Raw genomic sequence first — 24,551 nt, forward strand, 5'->3', positions numbered from 1 at the left:
AGCGTGGCAAAAACTCCCCAGAAAGCCTCATCAAAATCAAAGGTCCCGGCAAAGAGGGCTACCAAAGCAACGCCGAAAAAGACTGCGGCCAAACCAGCAAGTCGCCTGCCTGTTCTGAAAACTCCGATTTACAAGGCGAACAAAACGGAGTTGATGGAGTTTTATGAGCAAATGCTGCTCATCCGTCGCTTCGAGGAAAAGGCGGGGCAGCTTTATGGCCTTGGTCTAATTGGTGGTTTTTGCCATCTGTATATCGGTCAGGAAGCTGTGGTTACCGGATTGCAATCGGCGATTGAGCCGGGTAAGGATAGTGTCATTACCGGCTATCGCGACCATGGTCATATGCTCGCCTGCGGTATCGATCCCAATATTGTTATGGCGGAGTTGACGGGACGGGCATCCGGCATTTCAAAAGGCAAGGGCGGCTCGATGCACATGTTCTCTGTCGAGCATGGTTTCTATGGGGGGCATGGTATTGTCGGAGCGCAAGTATCATTGGGAACAGGTTTAGCCTTCGGACATAAATATAAAGAAGATGGCGGTGTTTGCCTGGCCTATTTCGGAGATGGCGCTTCCAATCAGGGGCAGGTTTACGAGAGTTTCAACATGGCAGAGCTGTGGAAACTGCCAGTGATTTTCGTGATTGAAAACAATCAATATGCCATGGGTACCAGTGTCAATCGTTCCTCGTCCGAGGATCAGTTGTATCGCCGTGGAGAGAGTTTTCGGATTCCGGGAGTTCAAGTTGACGGCATGGATGTTCTTGCGGTGCGAGGGGCTGTTGAAGAAGCTCTGAAATATGTGCGCGGCGGCAAAGGGCCAGTCTTGATGGAACTGAAAACCTATCGCTATCGCGGCCACTCGATGTCTGATCCGGCAAAATATCGCAGCCGGGATGAAGTGCAAGATGTGCGCGAAAAATCTGATCCGATTGAGCGGCTGAAAGCCATGCTTTTAAAACAGGGCGTCAAAGAAGAAGATTTGAAGGCGCTGGACAAGAAAGTACGCAAAACGGTTTTGGAGGCGGCAGATTTCGCCGAGGAATCGCCAGAACCGGAACTTTCTGAACTTTATACTGACGTTTTGGTGGAGCAATATTGATGGCGATTGAGTTGAAAATGCCAGCGCTGTCGCCAACGATGGAAGAGGGCACCTTGGCCAAATGGCTTGTTAAAGAAGGTGATGAGGTAAGCTCTGGAGATATTCTGGCAGAGATTGAAACCGACAAAGCTACGATGGAATTTGAAGCTGTGGACGAAGGGGTTATCTCAAAGATCCTGATCGCAGAGGGTACCGATGAAGTTGCTGTTGGAACGGTTATTGCCGAAATGACTGGCGAGGACGAAGAGGAAAGTGCCACGCCAGCGCCGGCTCAAACACCTAAAGCTAAGGTTGAAAGCACTCCTGAACCTGCGACAGAGACTGCATCTGATACAACTAAGCCTTCTACAGTATCTCGGGCAAGTGATCCGGCTATTCCCGAAGGTACATCGATGACTGCGATAACTGTGCGTGAAGCCTTGCGGGATGCGATGGCGGAAGAAATGCGCACCGATGACTCTGTATTTGTGATGGGTGAGGAGGTCGCTGAGTATCAGGGGGCCTACAAAGTAACGCAAGGCCTCCTTGATGAGTTCGGTGGCAAGCGCGTAATCGATACGCCCATTACCGAACATGGTTTCGCCGGCATTGGAGCCGGTGCAGCTATGGGCGGATTAAAGCCTATTGTGGAGTTCATGACCTTCAATTTCGCGATGCAGGCGATTGACCATATCATCAATTCCGCAGCGAAGACCAATTACATGTCTGGCGGTCAAATGCGCTGCCCTATTGTTTTTCGCGGTCCCAATGGTGCTGCATCGCGTGTTGGTGCACAGCATAGCCAGAATTATGGGCCATGGTATGCCAGTGTTCCCGGATTGATAGTTATCGCCCCCTATGACGCAGCAGATGCCAAAGGTTTGATGAAAGCGGCGATCCGGTGCCCCGATCCAGTTGTTTTTCTGGAGAATGAACTGCTTTATGGCCGGTCCTTCGAGATACCGGAAATTGATGATTATGTCCTGCCAATCGGCAAGGCGCGGATCATGCGGGAAGGTACGGATGTCACGATTATAAGCTATTCCATAGGTGTCGGGCTTGCTCTGGAAGCGGCGGATGCACTTGCGGATGAAGGGATTGATGCGGAGGTTATAGACTTACGGACATTGCGGCCTCTCGATACCGAGACCGTGCTGAATAGCCTGGCGAAAACGAACCGCTTAGTGGTTGCTGAAGAAGGGTGGCCAACCTGTTCGATAGCAAGCGAGATCGTTTCACTGTGCATGGAGCAAGGCTTTGATGACCTTGACGCGCCGGTCATGCGTGTGACCAACGAAGATGTGCCGTTGCCCTATGCCGCGAATTTGGAAAAAGCCGCACTCATTGACAGCGATCGTATTATCGCTGCCGCCAAGAAAGTTTGTTACAGTTAGAAATCTGGCTCAGGTTATCACGTCGTAACGGTTACAACGCCACAGTTGTCCGTTTGCAATGTTGCTGGCGTTGCGCATTGCATGATCGTTGCGTTCGCGGGCAACAAATGCGCTTTCGTAACGGATAACAATATTTCCAAAAAACCGGTCTGATATCAGTGGCTTGTAGTCGTATATGACCTCAACAAAGTTGACCGCTGATGCAGGTGTAGCCGTGATTTTCTTGCCGGTGGGCCCAATCCCTGTGGCCAGAGATGCGTCGGTTTCTCCGTCGCCCTCAGCACCAAAAGTGGACGAATAGGCTGTATTGCCGCCGTAACAACGCTGCCAGCGGATCCATTGCCCTTCATCGGCACCGGCTAGGCCATTATGCTCCAGATTAGACAGAATAATTCTGGCATTAGGCGAGAAGTCGATGCTGCTGCCAGTCAGATGGGCGCCGGTGAAAATTTCCCGAATATCGGCCTCATCAATAGTATTGCGGACACGTGATGCGTTATCCGCGACAAGCATGGCGACCTGACTGACTTGCAAATGACCAACAGCGAGATTGGCCGTCTCCATTCCGGTAAGGCCGATCGTCAGCATGAATGGCGCAACGAATGCAAATTCTATCAGCGCCAGGCCGCTCTTGTCCTGATGGAGTTTACCGAGAAACCGGGTTGCCCGGTTGTCAGGTACAATTTTCTTTGGCTTAAATTCTCTCAAAATATTTTTCATATCAAGGCTCACACAATTCTGGATCGGCGACCTGGGTACCAAAAGGTTGGTTTCGGACCGCCGTAGCGTTGTAGCTGGTCATTCTTTTGCTGCCGCCAAACATACCGGCCAGCGGAAATATTCGCGGAGAATCGATCGTGATTTCATAGTTCACAATATCGTCGGGCCCACCGGTACCGATAGTGCCGGTATTCACATCAAATACGCCGTTACCATTGCCATCAAGATAGCAATCTCCGCTATCGAGGTTACCGTCGCTATTGAGATCAGTGGTTAGCTTTTCCGGTTTACCGATATTGGTAAACTCAAAATAGCTACGGACTTTGACCTCTACTGTCGCATTTTTCAGCAGAAGCGGACCCAATCCCTTTATAACGTCGGCTTTGATGTCGTCTTCGGTTTTGCCGCCAACCGAGGCTTGGCGCGCGACCTTGTGCATCACGGATTTTGACAAAGTGTCGATATAGCCCTGATAGCCAATTTCCATGATTCCCAGCAGCAGCGCAATCAGGGGACCGGCGATTAAGCCAAATTCCATCAGTGTTGCGCCATCTTGGTCGCGGTTCAGGCGAGAAAGTCTAGATTGTATATTCATCAGTTTGACAACCTCAATCCACCGATTTTCTGGGCAATGTTCGAGAAAGCAGCTTGCAATGTTGCTCTATCGGTTGCTGCCGCGGCGTTACCCGGGCTGCTAGCACAGGCCAACATGTTCGCTGACACCGTGGCAGTACCAAATTGAACGACCCAGACAGTCCAACCCTTCGCCCGGACAGCTGCGCACATTAACTGGAAGCGATGGGCCTGACGTGCTGCCAATTCAGCGTCGCCGGCATTTGCTGCCGCGATGCTGCTATCGAGTTTCTGATACCCATAAGCACCGTAGTTGGTCTGCCGGATTACCATGTTACCATCAGTCATAAACACAACGTGCCGGCCAATGCTAAAACCATTTGGTGCGGTTGAATTCTCAGCTTGGAACAGTCCATCTTCCGACAGCAAACGAGCGCCCCAGATCATGCCAATGGTATGATTGGTGAAACCACCATCCTGCAATCCGGAGATATAGCTTTCCAGATCATTTGAAGAACCATCATCATAGGTTGCATAGGACTGCAGTTTCCTGGCAGGAGCCGGACAGGCTGCAGAATCGCCACTCAGGGCAATTTTGGATCCCGATGTCGCTGGATTTGTGTTTGCACGGTCATATTTCAAATCCCGCCAGAATGGGGCCCATCTGGAATTCGCATCAGTTGGCAACAGATCAATTTGCAGATCAAGCGCATCCGTCGGAATAGCTGTTGTGGCCGTGGTTATAGATGTATTGGAATTGCGTTCGACGATGCAACCGTCCCAACGCTCCAGATCCTCACCGTCGGTGGTTGGATTCTGTGCAGCAGGATTCGCAGGCTTGATAGAACGGACATAGTCATAAACGTCGTGCGTCTCTGCATCATAAGACCAATCTGTAATACGGACAGCTCCTGACTGCCATTTGTCTACTTGGACAACGGGTATCTCTTCCGTTGTTCTGGTACGGGTGCGTTCACACTGGCGCCAAAAGGCAGAGCCAACCGCTCCAGCCGGCGGTGCAGCCGTACTGCCATCCCAGGACCTATAGTCAAAAGTATCTACGACACGCGTTTTAATATTTCCGGTTCTTGTCTCGGAAATAAGGAGCGGATCACCGGATGGGTTTGGAACAAAATAGGACTCAACATTGAGGTTGTTTGCATACCGGTCTGTACACTCCGGTCCATCGAGTTGTGCTAACGATTCGACAAACTCGTTTTCAACAATGGTGTAGCCAGCAGCGGTTTTATCTTCCACTTCGAACGTCGCTTTACGGGTCTGATAAGTCTCCCGATCACCCGCTGTTCCCCCGATAAGCCAGGTTGGATCGGCATCGTATAAGATCTCTCCGACATTGACGGTGCTTGAATAAGGCACAAAGCCGTAACGGATCTGTTCGTTTGAAACACCGCCACCGGGGCCCAATATTCCATAAAAGTCTTCAACTGCGACTTTCAAAGCATCCAGTCTGGTGCCGCCATCCGTTACGTTGCTACCCATAGAACCGGTAACGTCGAGTACCATCATAACGTCAACGTTACCGACATCAAGACGACTGGTGCAATCTGTTTCGATTACCATATTCTCGTAACCAAAAACACGCATTAATGTCGTTCTGATAGTGGTTTGCGCCTCGCCATTGACGACCCTGACGCCGGAACCGTCCGTAAAGGCCACCTTGTTTTTTGAAACTTCGGTGCCATCGCTGTCTGTAATCGTCGCGTCAAAGGCGGTTGACCCAAAAGACCCTTCCGGAAAGTTGAATGCAAAAAACTTATTGGCTTCATCCAAGTCATCCGCAGTCAATGTATCCTGGGTCATGTTGCGCCGCGCGGCGAGAACGCCAGCGTCACATGCCTGCTGGAGGCGGGCCTGCGCCATATAGGCGCGGCCAATGTCCACACCGCCGCCGACCAAGCCGGCAATTGGGAAGAGGGCCGCAGCCGCCATCGCCAATGTATTACCCGCAGTATCCTTGCGTAACTTTTGCAAAAATGACACTCGCGATTTTATCTCGTTATTATCAACCATGCCCCTGGCCTCTGATCTATGCGTCATCAATTCACGCCGGTGGATTTCAATTCAGCGTGTCTGATAAAGAAAAAAGGGTTAGCGGCTGACCAAGGGCTATGGTTAAAGCAATCTTTACCTTGATTTTCGCCGGAAAACTGTGGACGGCATCGGCATGAATGATGCGGTTTTACAACTTGATCCGTTGCGGCGACTGGTTTTGGCCTATGCAAAGAAGCTCGATCGCGAACGTTATGCCCTTGTTTTTGCATTGGACTCCAGATTTGCGGAGGTTATCCGGTCCACCTCTGAAACATTGATTGGACAAATGCGGTTAACCTGGTGGCGGGATAATTTAACCAAGCCCATCGTTGATCGTCCGGCAGGAGAACCGCTCGTTGCGTTGATCAATTCGGTTGAAGAGCAGGGAGCCGATCTGGGACCCTTACTGGATCTCGTTGAAGGGTGGGCTGTGTTGCTAGATGACTTTCCTTGGGATGACCGGCAATTTGATCAATATGCGACAAAGCGCGGGGAAAGTGTATTTCGCTTTGTACTTGGTGCTGATCGAGAATTAACCGAGATCCAGAGAATAGCAGCCCAAGGCTGGGCGCTATGGGATTTTGCCCGACATTGTACAGATACGCAGATGAGAGAAGAGGCTTTCTCTAGATGCAGCAGCCTTTTTGATTCGGTATCGTCGGTCCGGTTTGACAGAAGCGGACGGCCGCTCTCTATTCTCTGTAAATTGGCGCAGCGAGATGTAAAAACAGGCACGTTAACAGCCGACCTATATCGGCCCAAGGTCGCAAGTATGATCATCTGGCACGGCGTAACCGGCTGTTAACACCAGTCTGGACAGCGAGAAGGAGCCCGTGACTTATGAAACGATATGTCGCCGGCGCCGGCAGCATGATGTTTATGATAATCGCTGGCCTCTTCTTGTGGATTGGCGTCAATGGGCAAGAAGTAACGATACCTGATGCCCCGCCTCCTCCAGAACCAGTTGAGGAAGAAGGTTTGCCGGAAGCTGATGAGAGTGCTCCGGCAGTTGGTCCGCCGCCGCCGACCCCGCCCAAAGCTTACAAAGCATCGCGCGAAGAACGCCGTTTCAATCGCTACGATCGCAATCGCGATGAGATAATCACCCGGCTTGAACTCATGAGTAGTCGAACCAAAGCGTTCAAGGCGCTGGATAAAGATGACAATAATCTGCTGACATTCGAGGAATGGGCGGCTGTTACGAGTGACCGCTTCACCGGAGCGGATCAGGATAGCAATGGTGCGCTTACCAGAATGGAATTCAGAACCACACGGCCAAAACGGAATACATCGCGCTGCAAATGCTGAAGAAGCTTAAGCCGCTTCTGGTTCTCCGACAGACAATTGCTGCCAGTCCGCAAAATCCTTTCGCGCACGCGTGGTATAGGCTTCCTTTCGCTCTTTCTTTTTCACTCTTTGCTCAAACGGAGGAAATAGTCCAAAATTGACATTCATCGGTTGATAGTCCTGCGCGTCTGCACCGCCTGTAATGTGTGACAGCAGTGCTCCAAAAGCTGTAGTTTCAGGAGGATAGGTGAAAGGCTCTCCCTTAATTTCTGCCGCCGCCATACGACCAACCATCAATCCAACTGCGGCACTTTCGACATAGCCTTCGCAACCGGTGATCTGGCCCGCAAAGCGGATGTGCGGTGCGTTTCGTAGGCGCATTTCCTTGTCCAGAAGTTTGGGAGCATTGATGAACGTATTGCGATGCAAACCACCCATACGCGCGAACTCCGCATTTTCCAGACCAGGGATTGAACGAAGCAGGTCAGCTTGTGCGCCATATTTCAGTTTTGTCTGGAAACCGACCATATTCCAAAGCGTTCCGAGCGCATTATCCTGCCGCAATTGTACCACAGCATAGGCACTTTCATTCGTATGCGCATTGGTCAATCCAACCGGTTTCATAGGCCCAAATCGCAGAGTTTCCGGCCCGCGTGACGCCATGACTTCAATTGGCATACACCCTTCAAAATAGGGTGTATTCTTCTCCCACTCCTTGAAGTCAGTTTTTTCGCCGTCAAGCAATCCCTGTATGAACGCTTCATACTGATCGCGGTCCATCGGACAATTGATGTAATCCTTGCCATCACCTTCAGGACCGACCTTATCCCAGCGCGATTGCATCCATGCAATGTCCATGTTGATGCTGTCCTTATAGACGATCGGAGCGATGGCGTCGAAGAAAGCGAGCGAGTCTTCACCCGTCGCCGCGCCAATGTTTTGCGCGAGCGTCATGGCGGTCAGTGGGCCGGTAGCGACAATCGTCAGACCGTCTTCAGGCAGCTGATCGATCCGTTCGCGGACAATCTCGATGTTCGGATGCTCGCTGAGCGCTTTGGTGACGCCATCAGAGAAATGATCACGGTCCACAGCCAGTGCTGAACCAGCGGGAAGCCTATGCTTGTCGCCTTCACCCATGATGATCGAGCCAAGATCACGCATTTCCGCATGGAGTAGCCCAACCGCGTTTTTCTCCGCATCATCCGAGCGGAAACTGTTCGAGCAGACCAATTCCGCCAGACCATCGGTCTGATGCGCGGGCGTCATGTCGCCGGATCCCCGCATTTCGGACAGACGTACCTTTATACCCGCCTGCGCCAATTGCCATGCTGCTTCTGAACCGGCGAGGCCGCCACCTATAATATGTACCTGTGTCATCGCGTCTCTGTGTTGCGGGATCGCGCAAAAGTCAATCTGGCAGAGAGCAGGAGAGCATGATAGGCGTTCAATATGAAACGCGCGATCATCGAGTCCCGGCCTTATTTGCTGCTCAGCCTGTTGTTTGGGATCAGCTATTTTTTTGTGAAGGACAGCAACTTCCCGGGAATGTATCTGATGTTGTGGAAGGGCGCAGCGGTTGGTTTCCTGGCGGTCTATGCAATCAGGCGGGCCCATAATTTTGAAGGAAAGCTGATTGCTGGCGTCATGGCTTTTGGCGCGCTTGGTGATATGCTGATCGAGATTGACCTCATGGCGGGGGCAGGGGCCTTTATAATTGGTCATTGTATTGCGATCTGGCTCTATTCGCGACATCGGCGCGAATCTACTGCGTTCAGTCAGAAGCTGTTAGCGATACTACTTGTACCTATAACGATGTTCATTGCTTGGTCATTGCCATTTGACCGGAGCGAAGCCTTGGGTATAGCGGTCTACAGTCTTTTCCTAGCGGTCATGGCGGCAATGGCCTGGACCAGCAGCTTTCCGCGCTATCGGGTTGGGATCGGCGCCCTGATGTTTGTGATCTCTGACCTGTTCATCTTTGCCGAAATGGGTTTTCTGCAGGGATCTCCCATTCCATCCTGGACGATATGGCCACTCTATTATGTCGGTCAGTTTTTAATCGTCACCGGTGTTGTTCGAACATTGCGCAAAGAAATGCATGTGCCCAACCCTTAGTGACCAAAAGCGGATATGGTGGTGCGATGAAGCAACCTGTCATGTCCTTCATAGCCACCGGTTGCGCAATGTAGCACTGATCGATTGTCCCACATCAAAAGCATATCGGGCTCCCATTTGTGGCGATAGACAAACTCATCCCTGCTTTGCCAGGCATAAAGCTCTGTCAAAAGAGGCAGCGCTTCTTGTTGGGTCATGCCTTCAAAACCGATAATATATCCTAGGCAACTGAACAGTCCGGGTCGGCCAGTTTCAGGATGATTACGGACGAGAGGATGAAGCTGGGTCGCGCGCGCGGATTCGTCCGGACGAATGGCCATGCTGCGCTCTTCATCCTTGTCGCCATAAGTTCCATCAGGCGCATAAGCCAACTGAGCGCTGTGGATCGCAGTTTTGCCCTCCAGTTTTGCCCGCATTTCTGAAGGCATAGCATCGAGAGCCGCATGCTGATTGGCAAACAGGGTATCGCCACCAATTGGTGGGATGTCTATTCCTCGCAAGCAGGTGCCAGCAGGCGGATGCTCCTGAAAACTCCAGTCACTGTGCCAATTTTCGGCAAAAAGAGGCGATGTTTCGTGGGCTTTGCGCTGAATTGCAGCGATATGTTCGCGGCCTTCAATCGGATCGAAAAAGGGATCGTGACCAAACCCGCCAAAATAGAGTGTAAAGCGCTCCAGATCATCGTCAGACAATTGTTGGTCGGGAAAAGCGAGTACATGATGGTCCAACCAAGCTGAACGAATCTCAGCCACTTGATTCTCGTCTAGATCCTCCGACAGATCAATGCCGGTGACGGCAGCGCCGCAGGCTTGACCCGAAGGTGTGATAGTGATGGACATATGATCCTCCTCTTAATCCCCGTGCTGGCAATGAATCATCACCACGGCAGACCGCATAAATCTATATGGCCTGTTACTTGGGCCGGTTTAGTGACGGGTAGAACCATGGTGTTGCGAAATGCAAATGGGCCGCTTTGACCATGCTGTTCGACCACAAGGTTGCCTTCGAAGCGGAGCCAGCCCATTTTGGCGTAAAAGTCGACATTATGATCTTCGCAGAACAAGAGGCTGAAAGCACAATTGGCTTCTGTTTTCAAAAGATCGACAAGACGGAGCACGACCAGCTTGCCGAGGCCCTGACCTTGAAATTCCGGTTCTGTCATAACACCGCCAATTCCAGCGACGGCCGTTTTTTGGCCATCACATAGAACTTCGCGTTCGTGGATACCGGCAACTGCCCTGACCGCATCGTCGATATAAAGCAGAACGCGTCTTTGGGCATGGGACCATTCTATTCCATGCATCGGAGTGTTGACCAGCTCCTCTGGTGGATAAATCCGCTCCCGCATGTCTGCGATTTCTGGCCAGCTTAGCGCGCCGTCCTTTATTACAAAGTTCGGCGCGCCAGGGGTCATGTTTCGGGGTCATCCCCGGCATCAGGTTCTAACGATGTTTCCTGCGGAGTATCAGCGTTCAGTTCTTCTGCTACCAGTTCTTCGGCTTCGTTTTCCGGATCGTCTTCCTCATCGATCTTGGCTGCTCCAACTACGGTTTCACCCGGTGAGACATCAAATAGCTTCACACCAGAACTGTTACGGCCAATTACCCGCATATCTGCCACCTTCATACGGATGAGTTTGGCTTGATCGGTGACAAGCATGATCTGTTCTTCGTTCTTTGCCTCAAAACTTGCGATGACTGTGCCATTGCGCTTGATATTATCGATGTTCAAAATGCCCTGACCGCCGCGACCAGACTGACGATATTCAAATGCACTGGAGCGTTTGCCATAACCATTGGCACAAACCGTCAGAATGAAATCCTCGTTCTCGGCAAACTCACCGAGGCGTTCAGGCGAGAGTTCCGATGTATTTTCATTCTCTTTCCATGGTGCCGCTTTGAGATATTGATCACGTTCTTCTGTGGACGCCTCAAATCCGCGCAATACTGAAAGCGATATCACTTCATCGTCGCCTTTTAGTGCAATCCCGCGCACACCGGTGGATGTACGGCTCTGGAACGAACGGACCGCATCGCCAGCAAATCGGATAGCCTTGCCATTTTTCGTCGCGAGCAGGACATCATCATCATCAGTAAGTAGCTCCACCCCGATCAGATGATCATCGCTATCTTCGTCAAATTTCATGGCGAATTTGCCGTTGGATGGGACGTTGGTAAAGCTGTCCATACTGTTCCGGCGTACACCGCCTTTTGCAGTGGCGAACATTACGTGCAATTTGGCCCATTCCGCTTCGTCTTCCGGTAAGGGCAATACGGTCGAGATGGTTTCGCCATCGGCCAGTGGCAACAGATTGACCATAGGCCGTCCTTTCGTCTGGGGTCCGCCTTCAGGCAGTTTCCAGACTTTCAGGCGATAAACTTTGCCATGAGTGGAGAAGAACAATACCGGCGTGTGCGTTGATGTGACGAACAACTCGGTAATGGCGTCTTCATCCTTCGTTGCCATGCCAGCACGGCCTTTGCCGCCACGGCGCTGTGCACGGAAGGTGTCTAGTGGTGTTCGCTTGATATAACCGCCATGAGTCACGGTAACGACCATTTCGGCTCGTTCCATCAGATCCTCGTCCTCAAGACCGTCCCAGGCCGCGGTAATCTCGCTGACACGTGGAGTCGCAAACTCATCACGCACCGTTTCCAGCTCTTCCCGCATTACCGCATAGAGTTTGACGCGATCTGCCAATATTGAGAGATATTCTTCGATTGCCGCCGCAAGTTCTTTTAACTCATCGCCAATTTCTTCACGGCCAAGAGCGGTTAGTTTCTGCAAACGCAGGTCCAAAATTGCTTTCACTTGGACGGGAGAAAGCTTGTAACTGTCGCCCTCAACTTCGGTCTCAATCGCTTCAACCAGCTTGATATAGCCAGCAATCTCGGCAATCGGCCATTCCTTAGCGAGCAAGGTATCGCGTGCTTCTGCCGGTGTAGATGATCCACGAATGATCCGGACCACTTCATCCATATTGGTCACGGCGACCACAAGGCCGAGCAAAACATGCGCCCGTTCACGGGCTTTGTTCAGTTCAAACTTGGTCCGCCGGGTGATGACTTCTTCGCGGAATTTGACGAACGCCTCAATAATATCGCGCAGATTAAGGACTTCAGGGCGGCCGCCACGAATCGCGAGCATATTGGCCGGGAAGCTGGATTGGGCAGGGGTGAAACGCCATATCTGGTTGAGCACTACATCAGCGGTCGCGTCGCGTTTGAGGTCGACGACAACGCGCACACCGGCGCGACTGGATTCATCGCGAATATCAGAGACACCCTCAATCCGTTTATCCTTGGCAGCCTCGGCGATCTTCTCGACAAGCGCGGATTTGCCCACTTGGAAGGGAATTGATGTTAGGACAATCGAGCGCTTGTCGCCGCGCCCTTCCTCGATTTCATGTCGCGCGCGCATCATGATCGAACCGCGGCCATCCTTGTAGGCGGCCCTAGCGCCTGATTGACCAAGAATGAGTGGTGCTGTCGGGAAGTCCGGACCGGGAATGATCTCGATCAATTCATCCACTGTAATGCCGGGTTTCTCGATAAACGCGAGGCAGGCATTGATCACCTCTCCCAGGTTGTGAGGCGGAATATTGGTTGCCATACCAACCGCGATGCCGCCGGCACCGTTGACCAGCAGATTAGGGAAGCGAGCTGGCAGGACGGAAGGTTCCTGACGGCTGCCATCGTAATTGTCGGTGAAATCGACCGTATCCTTGTCAAGATCATTGAGCAGGCTGTTGGCAACCTTGTTTAGCCGTGCCTCGGTATAACGCATCGAGGCCGGCATATCCGGGTCCATAGAACCGAAATTACCCTGACCATCGATCAAAGGTACCCGCATCGACCAGTCTTGTGTCATCCGTGCAAGCGCCATGTAGATCGCGCTATCACCATGGGGATGGTAATTGCCCATTACGTCGCCCACGATTTTTGCGCTTTTGCGGTAAGGCCGACCGGCCACAAACCCGCCTTCCTGAGAGGCAAACAATATCCGCCGATGAACTGGCTTCAGACCGTCCCGCACGTCGGGCAGGGCGCGGCTGACAATCACCGACATGGCGTAGTCCATGTAGCTGGATTTCATTTCATCGACGATATCAATCGGTTCAATATCGGAAGGTTCTGGTGCTGTGGTTTGTTCGTTCACAAACGGGCCTTTTTTCTTGGTTTTCTGGCGGGAATTTTAATGTTGATTCTTCTAGGGGAAGTCACTTGGAAAAGCCAGCTTTTCAGGCCAAATTTACATTAAAAAACTGCGGCAGAATTCAGGGTTTGATTTCTTCGCTGTCCCAGGCGAAAATCTTGCCACTGTCGACCGGTTTTAGGCCATCCAGAACGTCGAGTAACTGCACCGCAGCGCGCTCTGCATCAAAGAGTTTTCCCGGTGCTACATTGCCTTGAAATGGCTTGCTAAGACCGGTGTCGACCGTCCCGGGATGCAGGGCGACAATGATGCTGCGTTTGTTCTGGCGCTTCCATTCGATTGAAAGGTTTCGAATAATCATGTTGAGCGCCGCTTTGGCAGCGCGATAGCCGTACCACCCGCCCAGTCGATTATCGGATATACTGCCGACGCGTGCTGAAATCGCAGCAAATTTTATAATCTCGTCTTTTGGCATTAATGGCAGGAAATGTTTGGCAACAAGGGCGGGACCGACTGCATTGATTTGATAATTTTCCTGCAGCCAGTCGGCATCTAGTTCCTTCATGCTCTTTTCCGGCCCTTTCCGCTCGTTGTGCAGCAGGCCAGAGGCAACAAAGATCAAAAAAGGCATTAACGACTGTTCTTTGAGCCAGTTCGCCGCTGATGCAATGGAGTCTTCGGACGTCAGGTCTAACGATACCGGGCTATTGCTCCCTCGGGAGAAGCGGATGACATGGTCATATTCATCCTCCTGATCCAACATGTCAGCCATAGCTCTGCCGATGCCTCCGGACGCACCTATGACAACAGCTGTCTTGCTTCTCATGATCGTACGAAGCGCAGACTATCCTCGGTACTAGCCTCAGCATCAAACCGATAACCGTCACTATCGAAATTTTTCAGCGTTTCAGCATCATGCAGGTGGTTCTCGCAGATATAGCGCGCCATCATACCACGAGCGCGCTTGGCTTCAAAGCTGATGAACTTTGGTCCGTCGGGGCCGTCTTTGCGGAAATCAATCTCGATAATACGTGCGTTCAGTTTACTTGTATGTGGTTTTACCGCTGCCCAATATTCGTTGCTCGCGAGATTGACAATTATCCGGTCATTTGTTCCTTCAAGGTCTTTCGCCAGTTCCGCAGCAATCTTGTCTTTCCAGAAATCAGTCAGTTTTTTGTAGCGCGGCGCCCATTTCGTGCCCATTTCCAGTCGATGAGGCCTGATTGGGTCAAATGGACGCAGCAAGCCATAGAGGCCGGATAAAATCCGCAAATGGCTTTGTGCAAAGTCCAGACCCTCTGTGCTCAGGCTTTGGGCCTCAAAACCGCTGTAGACGTCGCCATTATAGGCAAAAATGGCGGAGCGCTCCGGTTGGTCAAAAAACTGGTTATAGCGGCCATGGTTTAGATCAATCAGATTGTCGGAAACCGGCATGATCGATTTGAGTTTCTTTTTGGAGAGGTTTGATATTGCACCGGCAAGACGCGCAGTTTCCTCAGGAAATCTGTTTTCTGTGGATCGATGGGCCGGAAGGGCGCTTTCAAAATCCAGGGACTTGGCAGGGGAGATAATGGCAATCACGTTATACGAACCTCATAATTCAGGGAATTTACATTCTTATACATTTAATCGACGCCGAACGGCGTTTGTGGATGGCTCCGTTCAACCACTATTCAGCGGATTCACACTATAAAAGCATGTGAAACTTGGTAATAAAGCCAAGACAGTTTATGGTGCAACCATATTCGAAAATCCGATACGGGTTCGGTAACAACAAAGTTTTATTCGGAGGAATTTTATGCGTTTTCTATCTCATTTTTCTATGGCTGTTGCGCTGGCTGCTGCTGGAACACTAGCCATCTCTGCTGTGCCGCAAGAGGCGCATGCGCAGAAAAAAAAGAAAAAAGAAAAAGCTCCCAAGCTTGAAATCAGCAAAGAGATTCGACCACAGGTCGCTGCGATTCAGGAAGCAATGGGCGGCGAAGCACCAGCAACTGCCAAACCTTTGGTCGAAGCGCTATTGGCGCAGCCACTTACCGGTGATGACCAGTTTATTGCTGGTCAATTGGCGATTCAACTGGGATCGACCTTGAAGGATACCGGCTTGCAAGAGCAGGGGATCAATGCCTCGCTGGCCAGCGGGAAAACATCTGCTGAGCAGCAACCCTCATTCCTGTTCTTCTCTGGTAACTTTGCCTACAGCGCAGGACGTTTTGCAGAAGCGCAGCAAAAGCTGCAACAAGCCTATGATGCAGGCTACCGTCAGAATAATATCGGAGCCTTGATTGCCGAGGCCTACTTCAAGGAAAACAAGATTCAGCAAGGTCTTTCGGCTCTGGATAACGCGCTTGAAGCGCAGAAATCAGCAGGCAACAAGGCACCTGAAGATTGGTATCGCCGCGGGGCAGGCATGGCGATGAAAAACAATGTCAATGGAGCAGCGGGCAAGTGGACTTATAAGCTTGTTGAAGCCTATCCAACGGGCGAAAATTGGCGCGCAGCGTTGTCTGTTTATCGCGATTCAGCCAACCCAAAGTTGTCCAACCAAGAAAATCTCGAGTTAATGCGCCTGATGCGTAAAGCGGATGCAATGGAAAGTGAGCGTGATTATTTCGAATATGCTGACGCAGCTGATCCGCGAAGACTTCCTGGTGAAGTTGTTTCTCTTCTGGAAGAGGGGCTTGCTAAAGGTGACGTTCCATCTTCCAGCTCTTACGTGAAAGAAACACTTGCCGCTGCGCGAGGATCAGTCGCAGCTGACAAGGCCAGTTTGGTGGCATCGGAACGCGATGCCAATCGCTCTGCGAACGGTAAAATCGCTTTAGCGACGGCCGATGCTCTACTGGGTTACGAAGACTATGGAAAAGCGGCGGCGCTTTATCAGGCAGCCTTAACCAAGGGCGGCGTTGATACAGCGCGCGCGCAAATGGGGCTTGGCATTGCTCATGTTGGTCAAAGCAACTGGGATGGCGCTAAACAGGCTTTTTCCAGTGTGACCGGAACGCGTAAAAGCATTGCTGACTTCTGGGCGCTCTGGATTAACCAGCAGGCTGCCGGAGCGGCACCCGCAGCGACGCCCACTGCTGGCTAACCGCCTTCTGTTAATGATATGAAAAAGGGCGCCTAGAGCGCCCTTTTTTTTGTCTGGATGACAACTAATCGCCAATGGGTACCCCAGGCAAGTTCTTGGCTGATCTGATGGTCAATGATGTTTTGACACTCGCAACATTAGGTGCAGAAGTAAGCTTGCTCGTTAAAAAGCTCTGAAATTCCTGCAGATCTTTCGCAACAACTTTCAGCATGAAATCAATCTCGCCATTAAGCATGTAGCATTCGCGAACTTCCGGGAGCTGTTCGACATGTTCTTCAAAGGCTTGCAAATCAGATTCTGCCTGACTTTTTAAGCTGACCATAGCAAAAACGGTGATGGTGAAGCCCATTTTGGCAGGATCTACCGCAGCATGATATGCGGTAATAATTCCACTATCTTCCAATGCCCTCATGCGCCGCAAACAAGGCGGAGCTGTCAGACCTACGCTTTGTGCAAGTTCCACATTGGTAATGCGGCCTTCATTTTGGAGGCGTTCCAGAATTTGTAGATCAATTTCATCGAGATTTATGTCAGTCATGTATGTGCAATTTCCGTTCGCGAATCATATTCTGGTTATAATATAATTAGCGCGCCACGCAATGCTTGCTCACTTGTCCCACATTGTGACGCGGCATATTCTGGGGTTACGGTATCAGGATGTTGGCGTTATCAACTTGTTAACAAACATTCAAACTGACTACGACGGAACACCATTTGCGCTACGATGATCGCCTGAAGACAGTATTAAAAGGGCCGTTTCCAGATGGGAATGCGGCGGCTCTGCAATGGAGACAAGTGGCCGACCTAATGGCACAAAAGCCAGGTCGCCTTGTTAATGAAGACGTTCAATCCGGATTGACCCGACTGCGCGACCTGCATGACCGGGTATCAGAAAATGATCGTGTGTCCGCGGTTATGGCTTTGGGTGGTCGTTTGCGGTCTGCTCCGTTGCTAGTCTATCTCTGCGCCGACAGTGATCCTGTCTGTGATGCAGCTGTTCTGGCTGCTGATTTGACCGATGAAGAATGGACTGACGTTATCCCGCAATTGTCACCACGAGGTCAGTATAGTTTGCGTAGGCGCACCGATTTGGGACCTCTGACCAACGAGGCGCTGAACATCAACCCATCCGAAGGCGCAGATGTGCCGGATCGATTAACACTGGTTTCCCAGGATCCGGTACAAGAAGAGGTTGATACAGAAAGTACAGAAACGTCTCAAATCAGCTCGCTGGTCGCCAAAATTGAAGACTATCAACGCAACCGACCAACAGAAACACCGCCATCTACGGATATCGAACATCGCAGCTATTTCGTGGAAACGATCGATGCGATCAATTTTGAAACCGACGATAGCGGGACAATAATCTGGGCAGAAGGACCGCCTAAAGGAGCTATTGTCGGTGTAACCATTGCGGAACCCACATTTGACGATGGGCCCGGTCCGGATGCGTATGGAGCGGCGGCATTTAGGCAAAGAATGCCTCTTGAAAATGCGCGCATGCGTTTGTGCGGCGCACCCATTGTCGCAGGGGACTGGCGGATGTCTGCCATCCCCTATTTTGGCGATGAAACAGGCAGGTTCAAAGGATATCGTGGCGTCATGCGGCGACCCAATGCCGCAGAGGATGCGGGTCACAATAGTCTAGATGTGGAACGCCGCGAGCAGTTGCAGCAGCTGATCCATGAACTGCGCACGCCGTTGAACGCGATTATTGGATTTAGTGAAATTATCGAGCAGCAACTTTTTGGGCCAGCTTCATTTGAATATCGAACTCTGTCACGCAATATTTCTGATGAGGCGCAGCGTCTGCTCACCGGTTTCGAGGATCTGGATATTGCGGCGAAAATCGATGCTGGCCAAATGGAAAGCCTGTCAGGGGTGACAGAACCTGAGTGGTTACTCGATCGTCTGGCCCAGAGACTGCAAAGTCTTACCGAAAGTAAGTCCGTTGATTTGCATATCAACAAAGCGGAACCTCTCCGTCCATTTGCACTGGACAGCGATTCGGTGGAACGGATTTTTGCACGCCTGCTATCGGCTGCGATAATCGCGTGTGAAAATGGTGAGGAATTGAAGGCAGACCTGCGAACGCGGATTGGTGCGCAGCCAGTCAACTTTTTCAGCTTGTCTCGGCCCTCACGAATCGCCGGAGTTCCCGAAGACGAGTTGCTTGATCCTTCGCAAGGCATCGAAGGGGATGTTAGTGACGCACCTCTATTGGGGCTCGGTTTTTCTCTTCGTTTGGTGCGGAATCTAGCAAAATCGGCCAATGGCGCCCTATCAATTACAGACGACAAGATTGGCTTGACCCTACCAGCAGTGGCGACTAGCGAACTCAACATAAGAGAAACTGAATCTGAATAGTCTGATTTGAGTAGGGATTGATTTAACCAGCGAGGCCGTGATGTTTGCGAGGGCGAAACAAGCCTCTCAAAGCTTTGGTATAAACAGCCAAGTGCGTTGGCCGACCGATATCGGGCGCCGGTTTCTGATCACTGTCGACACAGAGGAAGAATTTGACTGGGAAGGCCCTTTTTCACGCAGCGGCCACACCAATATATCGGTCGGCAAGTTGGAACGCTTCCAATCCTTTGTTGAAAAATACGGGATCGAACCGGTCTATTTCGTTGACTACTCGATTGTTGAGGAAGAAAAATCAGCAGCATTTCTCAAATCTGTGACAGCGCAGAAAAAAGCAGCTGTCGGGGTTCATTTGCATCCCTGGATCAATCCACCTTTCGAAGAAGAGTTGAATAACTATAATAGTTATGCGGGGAATCTTCCGAAAGAACTTGAGGAAAACAAGATTGTCGCTTTGCGGGATGCGATCAAAAGCAAGATCGGGAAGCAGCCGATAATTTATAGGGCAGGGCGCTATGGCGTTGGTCCCAACACAATTGAAATATTATCGCAACTTGGCTTTGTCGCCGATAGTAGCGTGCGTGCATGGTTTGATTATAGTAGCCAATCAGGACCAGATTTTGCCCATATCGGCCCAGAACCCTTTTGGCTTGATCCGCAACAACGGCTTCTGGAGCTACCTCTGACCAGCGTCTATTCGGGAATGTTGCGCAAACAGGCAAATCTTCTGTCGCCCTGGTTTAACCGGTCTAAAGCCGCCGCTGCACTATTCTCAAATTCAAAACTGCTGGAGCGTATTCCATTGACCCCCGAAGGCGTTTCCGCGCGGGAGGCAAAAGAGGCAATAGATATCGCCCTCGATGATGAACTTAAGCTTTTGGTGTTTTCTTTCCACTCGCCGTCTCTGTCCAAGGGACACACGCCTTATGTGCAAACGGATGATGATCTGGATCGTTTTTATGACTGGTGGCGCGAGATTATCGATCATCTGCTGGAATCCGGAGTGTCGCCAATTGGTTTGAATGAGTTAATTGGCGCGTGTGGCTTGGATACAGAAAAAGCATAGTCAGACCTGCTTCGTGTTCCGGCACGACTTTTATTTCGTTTGCGGCTTGCCAAATCGTCTGCGCTTCCGCTATCGGAGCGATCCTTGAAGGACAGTATATCATTAGGATGCTGTTGTTCTGGGGCCTGTAGCTCAGTTGGTTAGAGCTGGCCGCTCATAACGGCTAGGTCGGGGGTTCGAGTCCCTCCGGGCCCACCAACCTCTTGTAAAGCGGGGCGACAAGTCGCCCTTTTTACGGTAGGTTAGAAATAGACGTAAAAACTCTTTGCTTTTCCCTGAATCACAGCTAGGGGAAGCGCGCGTCGGGGAGTGGCGCAGGCTGGTAGCGCACCTGGTTTGGGACCAGGGGGTCGCAGGTTCGAATCCTGTCTCCCCGACCATTTTTCGAAAACAGAGCCGATCCGGCAGGCCGGTGGAGCGGTTTTCGAACCCATGGTCATCTCATTCGCAATGAACGTTGAAGGCAAAGGACCGTGCCTGCGTACCTAATTTGGTCTGCAGATCGAATTTACAAGCGATTACATCCATTTTCGATATAATCATGAGGCGGGGCAGCTTTGGAGATCAGATATGCCCGTAAAACTCATAATTGGCTATGCAGCAATAGCATTTATGATTGGCATATGCATTGCGGCCTTTGTGATCTTTCGTAAGGATCGTAAGGCCAAGCGTCGTCGGGATCGTTAGATTGGTATGACAGTTCGTCATAGGCCAATATCCTAGCAGGCGTGGGCGACTGCCCTCTTGCGATCCAGGCGTTCCATCATGCTTTTGATAACGGCAGGGTGGAACGTATAGTCAATCTGACAGCCATATTCGTCATCTTTTTTCCAAAGCAGATTAGCCGTCAAGATGTTCATGCTTGGTATCTTGAGCGTTAGACCGATTTCGGGGTTCAACTGCGCAGCGCATTCAATCTTGATAATGGTATCGGATATTGTCTTGACCACACATGGTATGCTGGATGAATTGCTCTGTTTCACTTGCGCATCAATATGCAATGAATCGCCGTAAATCATATCTTGCTCTCCCGTCGTTGCGTGTCTGCAAAGATCTGCAACTGGCACCGGCGGTTTGGCCGATAATGTCAAGATAGACGAAGCGGACTAAGGTCAACTATCAGGATATGGTTAACATAGGTCGTCCAGAATTAACCACAAACGCACTCTAGCCAAGAATTTGACTGGATCGTCCTATTCTTGCTCCTCAGAATCTTCAGCGGCAGGCTCTGTTGTGTTCGAGCGCGTGAAACCATCTGCGGAGAGATCTTGTTCAATCTCCGATTGCAGGACCTTCACGGCCTCATCTGCCGCTTCCTCGAGAGATTTTGCATCACCTTCAATCTGATTTTCCATTTCCAAAACAGCCTCCTCGCCCTGTTCTTCAACGGGAACTTCTGAGCAAGCTGTCAGGATTGCAAAAACACTGACAAGAAGAGGCAGTTTGGGCATTTGCTATTCCTTGGACGGCATAGTGAAGCTGGTTTCGCTATTTGCGATGATCGAGAGCACAGTGCTCCATGCTGCAACATTTTGACGCACTTGTTCTGGGTCAATTTTATCCAACGTATCATCCGGTGTGTGGTGCAGATCGAAATAGCGGGTACCATCTTGTTGCAGGTCGATAACGGCAAGATTGTTGCTGGCGATTATGTCACGCACATCTGCTCCGCCAGTAGCTGGAGGGCCGAATGCACCAATGCCGAGTGGTAGGAGCGCCTGCGCGATTTGCTTTTGCACATCTTCGGCCGTTTCGGGCAGTTTAAACTCCACGCGCCAAACCTTGTCTGCTCCGAAATCAGATTCCATCGCAATAGCGTGTTTGCTTCCAGTGTGCGCCTCTGCATAGGCTTTGCCACCCCAAAGACCGACTTCTTCTGCTCCAGCCCATAAAATTCGGATCGTGCGCAGCGGTTGATCATGATCCATGATCTTTTTGGCCGCAGCAGTAACAATGCCGCATCCGGCTGCATCATCAAACGCACCCGTCGACAGATCCCAGCTATCGAGATGGCAAGCGATCAGGATCATGCCTTTCGAAGGATCACGCCCGGGTACTTCCGCGATGACGTTGCCGGATTCCTGCTGCCCGATATTTTTTGGGGTCATCACCAGTTTCATGGTTACAGGTTTGCCCAATTTGACCATCCGTTCCAGATTATCGGCATCAGGCAACGACAAAGCGCCCGCTGGAATCGGTTTTACGCCTTCCGCAAAATTCATGTTTCCGGTGTGCGGATTGCGGTGATAATCAGTACCGATAGACTTGATCACATAGGCTGCGGCACCCTTTCTGGAAGCCACGCTTGGCCCAATCCAACGCACCGGCCCATAAGTTCCATAGCCAGAACCATCTTGCGTACGATGCATGTCATGGGTCACGAAAGCGATTTTACCGGCAAGACTACCATCCGGAACCGCCTGCATTGCGGCAAGGGAATCGAAATAGGCAACTTCTGCTTCAATTCCGGTTTCGCCGGTACTTGCACTGTTACCTAAAGCCGTAACGTGGAATTTTTGAGGGTAGGGGGCTGTGATCTCGGCGGTTTCTGCGCCACGAACCCATGTGGGCATCATGAATGGTTCATTGCGGACATTCTGGAACCCGAGCGCCTTCAGTTTTTTCACCGACCAGTCGCGTGCACGCGCTTCCGCTTCGGTCCCTGCCTGACGAGGACCGACTTCGGTCGTCAATCCTTCGGTAATTTCATAAGCCAGAGTGTCTTCCAACGCCTTAGCCTGAATAGCCGCCGGATCATGAGATTCCGCTAATACAGCATTGGAGAAAAGCAGCGCGGTGGCGCCAGTGAGCAGCAAGGTTGTTTTTGTCATGGATGACTGCCTAACTTGCCTTTCGCTGTTTGCCAATGCTCTCTTGCGAGTCCGCATGCATTTCGCTAGGCGGTGCGCAAATCTATTCCCACTACAGTCAAAGGATACCGCCAGATGGCCGTCCAATATAGCTATGTCATGAAAGGTCTGAGCAAGACTTTCCCCGGAGCACCCAAGCCGGTTCTCGACAATATCCACCTGCAGTTCCTGCCAGGCACCAAAATTGCCATCATTGGTAAAAACGGTGCGGGTAAATCCACGTTGATGAAAATCATGGCGGGGCAAGATGAAGAATTTCAAGGTGAAGCTTGGGCAGGTGAGGGCATCCGCGTGGGTTATCTTGCGCAGGAACCCGATCTGGATGATAGCAAGACCGTTAAAGAGAATGTCATGGACGGCGTGCGCCCTGTGGCGGATCTGGTTGATCGCTTCAACGAGATTTCGACGATCATGGGCGATCCGCCGGAAGATGCTGATTTTGATGCCTTGATGGAAGAAATGGGCACATTGCAGGAGAAAATCGATGCAGTGGATGGCTGGACGCTCGACAATCAGCTCGAGATCGCCATGGAAGCTTTGCGCTGCCCTCCAGGCGATAGCGCGGTAACGGATCTTTCTGGAGGTGAAAAGCGCCGCGTCGCGCTCTGCCGCCTGTTACTCGACAAGCCGGACATTTTGATGCTCGATGAGCCTACCAACCATCTCGATGCGGAGAGTGTGGCTTGGCTGGAAAAGCATCTTATTGATTACGCTGGCAACGTCATTCTCGTAACCCATGACCGCTATTTCCTCGACAATGTCGTCGGTTGGGTGCTCGAAATCGATCGCGGTAAAGGCATTCCGTTTGAAGGAAATTACTCCAACTGGCTTGATGCAAAAGCCAAACGGATGGCGCAGGAAGAGCGGGAAGATAAAAGCCGTCAGAAAGCCATCGAACACGAATTGCAATGGATGCGACAGTCTCCAAAGGCGCGTCAAACCAAGTCAAAGGCTCGTATCAAAGCCTTTGATGATCTGGTTGAGGCACAAGAAAATCGCCAGATCGGCAAAGCCCAAATTCTTATCCAGACACCAGAGCGGCTGGGTTCTAAGGTGATAGAGGCTAAAGGTCTGACCAAAGCTTATGGCGACAAGCTGTTGTTTGAAAATCTTGAATTCTCACTGCCACCAGGCGGTATTGTCGGCATTATCGGCGCAAACGGTGCAGGTAAGACAACGCTTTTCCGGATCATTACCGGACAGGAAACCCCCGATAGCGGTACGCTGGAACTCGGTGACACGGTGAAACTCGGTTATGTCGATCAGAGCCGCGATACGCTTGATGCATCAAAAAACATCTGGGAAGAAATATCGGGTGGCCATGATTTCTTCACCTTCGGCAAGAACGAAGTTCAGACACGAGCCTATGTTGGTGCATTTAACTTCAAAGGGACAGACCAGCAAAAGAAAGTCGGCCAGCTATCGGGCGGTGAACGTAACCGCGTCCATCTCGCGAAAATGCTGAAAGAAGGCGGCAACGTGCTGCTGCTCGATGAACCGACCAACGATTTGGACGTGGAAACGCTGCGTGCACTGGAAGATGCTCTGGAAAGCTTTGCTGGCTGTGCCGTGGTTATTTCGCATGACCGCTTTTTCCTCGATCGGCTTGCGACACATATCCTAGCATTTGAAGGCGACAGTCATGTCGAGTGGTTTGAAGGCAATTTCGAAAGCTATGAGGAAGACAAACGTCGTCGTCTCGGCGATGCCGCGGATCGACCAACGCGGGTGGCTTACAAGAAACTGACACGTTAAGTGATGGTGTAGCTTGCATATCAACTGAA

At 51.2% G+C, this 24,551-nt stretch carries 22 protein-coding genes and 2 tRNA genes; 11 read left to right on the plus strand and 13 right to left on the minus strand.

Translation table 11 applies throughout. The features are described from left to right. Nucleotides 1–3 precede the first annotated feature (3 nt). Nucleotides 4–1,101 carry a pyruvate dehydrogenase (acetyl-transferring) E1 component subunit alpha gene (gene pdhA, locus DG177_RS01980; protein WP_108809953.1) on the plus strand — a complete coding sequence of 366 codons (1,098 nt, stop codon included), beginning with the start codon at nt 4–6 and terminating at the stop codon, nt 1,099–1,101. Further along, nucleotides 1,101–2,474, plus strand: a complete 1,374-nt coding sequence (locus tag DG177_RS01985) for a pyruvate dehydrogenase complex E1 component subunit beta (RefSeq protein WP_108809954.1) — start codon at nt 1,101–1,103, stop codon at nt 2,472–2,474. Before pdhA ends, DG177_RS01985 begins: the two co-directional genes overlap by 1 nt. A gap of 9 nt (nt 2,475–2,483) precedes the next feature. Here the strand turns inward: DG177_RS01985 and DG177_RS01990 are convergent, their stop codons facing one another. The 3 genes from DG177_RS01990 to DG177_RS02000 are packed head-to-tail and all read right to left on the minus strand — an operon-like array spanning nt 2,484 to nt 5,798. Beyond that, nucleotides 2,484–3,194, minus strand: coding sequence for a TadE/TadG family type IV pilus assembly protein (locus tag DG177_RS01990; protein ID WP_337658432.1), 711 nt, complete (start codon nt 3,192–3,194; stop codon nt 2,484–2,486). Between the two features lies 1 nt (nt 3,195). After that, nucleotides 3,196–3,789 (minus strand): TadE/TadG family type IV pilus assembly protein, encoded by a 594-nt coding sequence (locus tag DG177_RS01995; protein ID WP_337658433.1) that lies wholly within the window; start codon nt 3,787–3,789, stop codon nt 3,196–3,198. After that, complete coding sequence (locus DG177_RS02000; RefSeq protein WP_337658434.1) at nt 3,789–5,798, minus strand: TadE/TadG family type IV pilus assembly protein; 2,010 nt, start codon at nt 5,796–5,798, stop codon at nt 3,789–3,791. Before DG177_RS02000 ends, DG177_RS01995 begins: the two co-directional genes overlap by 1 nt. 154 nt (nt 5,799–5,952) lie before the next feature. Between DG177_RS02000 and DG177_RS02005 the strand changes: the two genes are divergently transcribed. Beyond that, nucleotides 5,953–6,624 carry a squalene/phytoene synthase family protein gene (locus DG177_RS02005; protein WP_337658435.1) on the plus strand — a complete coding sequence of 224 codons (672 nt, stop codon included), beginning with the start codon at nt 5,953–5,955 and terminating at the stop codon, nt 6,622–6,624. A gap of 35 nt (nt 6,625–6,659) precedes the next feature. Further along, complete coding sequence (locus DG177_RS02010; protein WP_108809958.1) at nt 6,660–7,127, plus strand: hypothetical protein; 468 nt, start codon at nt 6,660–6,662, stop codon at nt 7,125–7,127. A 6-nt stretch (nt 7,128–7,133) separates the two neighbouring features. Here DG177_RS02010 and trmFO read toward each other — a convergent pair whose 3' ends face one another. Continuing rightward, the gene (gene trmFO, locus DG177_RS02015) at nt 7,134–8,483 is read right to left on the minus strand and encodes a methylenetetrahydrofolate--tRNA-(uracil(54)-C(5))-methyltransferase (FADH(2)-oxidizing) TrmFO (RefSeq protein WP_108809959.1); all 1,350 of its coding nucleotides are present in this window, start codon (nt 8,481–8,483) and stop codon (nt 7,134–7,136) included. 72 nt (nt 8,484–8,555) lie between these two features. Between trmFO and DG177_RS02020 the strand changes: the two genes are divergently transcribed. Then, nucleotides 8,556–9,221: a lysoplasmalogenase family protein gene (locus tag DG177_RS02020; protein ID WP_108809960.1), complete on the plus strand. Its 666-nt coding sequence runs from the start codon at nt 8,556–8,558 to the stop codon at nt 9,219–9,221. Here DG177_RS02020 and DG177_RS02025 read toward each other — a convergent pair. From DG177_RS02025 to yaaA, 5 genes are all read right to left on the minus strand, one after another. Beyond that, complete coding sequence (locus tag DG177_RS02025; RefSeq protein WP_108809961.1) at nt 9,218–10,060, minus strand: TauD/TfdA family dioxygenase; 843 nt, start codon at nt 10,058–10,060, stop codon at nt 9,218–9,220. The genes DG177_RS02020 and DG177_RS02025 overlap by 4 nt on opposite strands. A 38-nt stretch (nt 10,061–10,098) precedes the next feature. Next, entirely contained in the window at nt 10,099–10,635 is a 537-nt protein-coding gene (locus DG177_RS02030; protein ID WP_108809962.1) for a GNAT family N-acetyltransferase, read from the minus strand. Next, nucleotides 10,632–13,379, minus strand: coding sequence for a DNA gyrase subunit A (gene gyrA / locus DG177_RS02035; protein ID WP_108809963.1), 2,748 nt, complete (start codon nt 13,377–13,379; stop codon nt 10,632–10,634). Before gyrA ends, DG177_RS02030 begins: the two co-directional genes overlap by 4 nt. A gap of 118 nt (nt 13,380–13,497) precedes the next feature. Beyond that, complete coding sequence (locus DG177_RS02040) at nt 13,498–14,202, minus strand: SDR family NAD(P)-dependent oxidoreductase (protein WP_108809964.1); 705 nt, start codon at nt 14,200–14,202, stop codon at nt 13,498–13,500. Further along, entirely contained in the window at nt 14,199–14,957 is a 759-nt protein-coding gene (yaaA, locus tag DG177_RS02045; protein WP_108809965.1) for a peroxide stress protein YaaA, read from the minus strand. The genes DG177_RS02040 and yaaA overlap by 4 nt, the downstream gene beginning before the upstream one ends. Before the next feature lie 217 nt (nt 14,958–15,174). Here yaaA and DG177_RS02050 point away from each other — a divergent pair, with 217 nt between their 5' ends. Then, nucleotides 15,175–16,467, plus strand: coding sequence for a tetratricopeptide repeat protein (locus DG177_RS02050; protein ID WP_108809966.1), 1,293 nt, complete (start codon nt 15,175–15,177; stop codon nt 16,465–16,467). Nucleotides 16,468–16,531: 64 nt separating this feature from the next. Here the strand turns inward: DG177_RS02050 and DG177_RS02055 are convergent, their stop codons facing one another. Then, complete coding sequence (locus DG177_RS02055) at nt 16,532–17,005, minus strand: Lrp/AsnC ligand binding domain-containing protein (RefSeq protein ID WP_108809967.1); 474 nt, start codon at nt 17,003–17,005, stop codon at nt 16,532–16,534. A 257-nt stretch (nt 17,006–17,262) separates the two neighbouring features. Here DG177_RS02055 and DG177_RS02060 point away from each other — a divergent pair, with 257 nt between their 5' ends. From DG177_RS02060 to DG177_RS02075, 4 genes are all read left to right on the plus strand, one after another. Beyond that, entirely contained in the window at nt 17,263–18,834 is a 1,572-nt protein-coding gene (locus DG177_RS02060; RefSeq protein ID WP_337658436.1) for a sensor histidine kinase, read from the plus strand. A 91-nt stretch (nt 18,835–18,925) separates the two neighbouring features. After that, complete coding sequence (locus tag DG177_RS02065; protein WP_337658437.1) at nt 18,926–19,897, plus strand: polysaccharide deacetylase family protein; 972 nt, start codon at nt 18,926–18,928, stop codon at nt 19,895–19,897. 121 nt (nt 19,898–20,018) lie between these two features. Further along, nucleotides 20,019–20,095 (plus strand) — tRNA-Ile (locus DG177_RS02070). Nucleotides 20,096–20,200: 105 nt separating this feature from the next. Continuing rightward, a tRNA-Pro gene (locus DG177_RS02075) sits at nt 20,201–20,277 on the plus strand. Between the two features lie 339 nt (nt 20,278–20,616). On the opposite strand, the gene DG177_RS02080 is transcribed toward DG177_RS02075, so the two are convergent. The 3 genes from DG177_RS02080 to DG177_RS02090 all read right to left on the minus strand — a co-directional run bounded on the left by DG177_RS02080 (nt 20,617) and on the right by DG177_RS02090 (nt 22,728). Next, complete coding sequence (locus DG177_RS02080) at nt 20,617–20,916, minus strand: hypothetical protein (RefSeq protein WP_108809969.1); 300 nt, start codon at nt 20,914–20,916, stop codon at nt 20,617–20,619. 174 nt (nt 20,917–21,090) lie between these two features. Further along, the gene (locus DG177_RS02085; RefSeq protein WP_108809970.1) at nt 21,091–21,348 is read right to left on the minus strand and encodes a hypothetical protein; all 258 of its coding nucleotides are present in this window, start codon (nt 21,346–21,348) and stop codon (nt 21,091–21,093) included. Nucleotides 21,349–21,351: 3 nt separating this feature from the next. Then, nucleotides 21,352–22,728 carry a M28 family peptidase gene (locus DG177_RS02090; protein WP_108809971.1) on the minus strand — a complete coding sequence of 459 codons (1,377 nt, stop codon included), beginning with the start codon at nt 22,726–22,728 and terminating at the stop codon, nt 21,352–21,354. Between the two features lie 114 nt (nt 22,729–22,842). On the opposite strand from DG177_RS02090, the gene ettA reads away from it, so the two are divergent. After that, nucleotides 22,843–24,522: an energy-dependent translational throttle protein EttA gene (gene ettA, locus DG177_RS02095; RefSeq protein ID WP_108809972.1), complete on the plus strand. Its 1,680-nt coding sequence runs from the start codon at nt 22,843–22,845 to the stop codon at nt 24,520–24,522. Nucleotides 24,523–24,551: the final 29 nt, after the last annotated feature.

Source organism: Sphingorhabdus sp. Alg231-15, from assembly GCF_900149705.1.
In the GTDB taxonomy this organism is placed as follows: Bacteria; Pseudomonadota; Alphaproteobacteria; order Sphingomonadales; family Sphingomonadaceae; genus Parasphingorhabdus.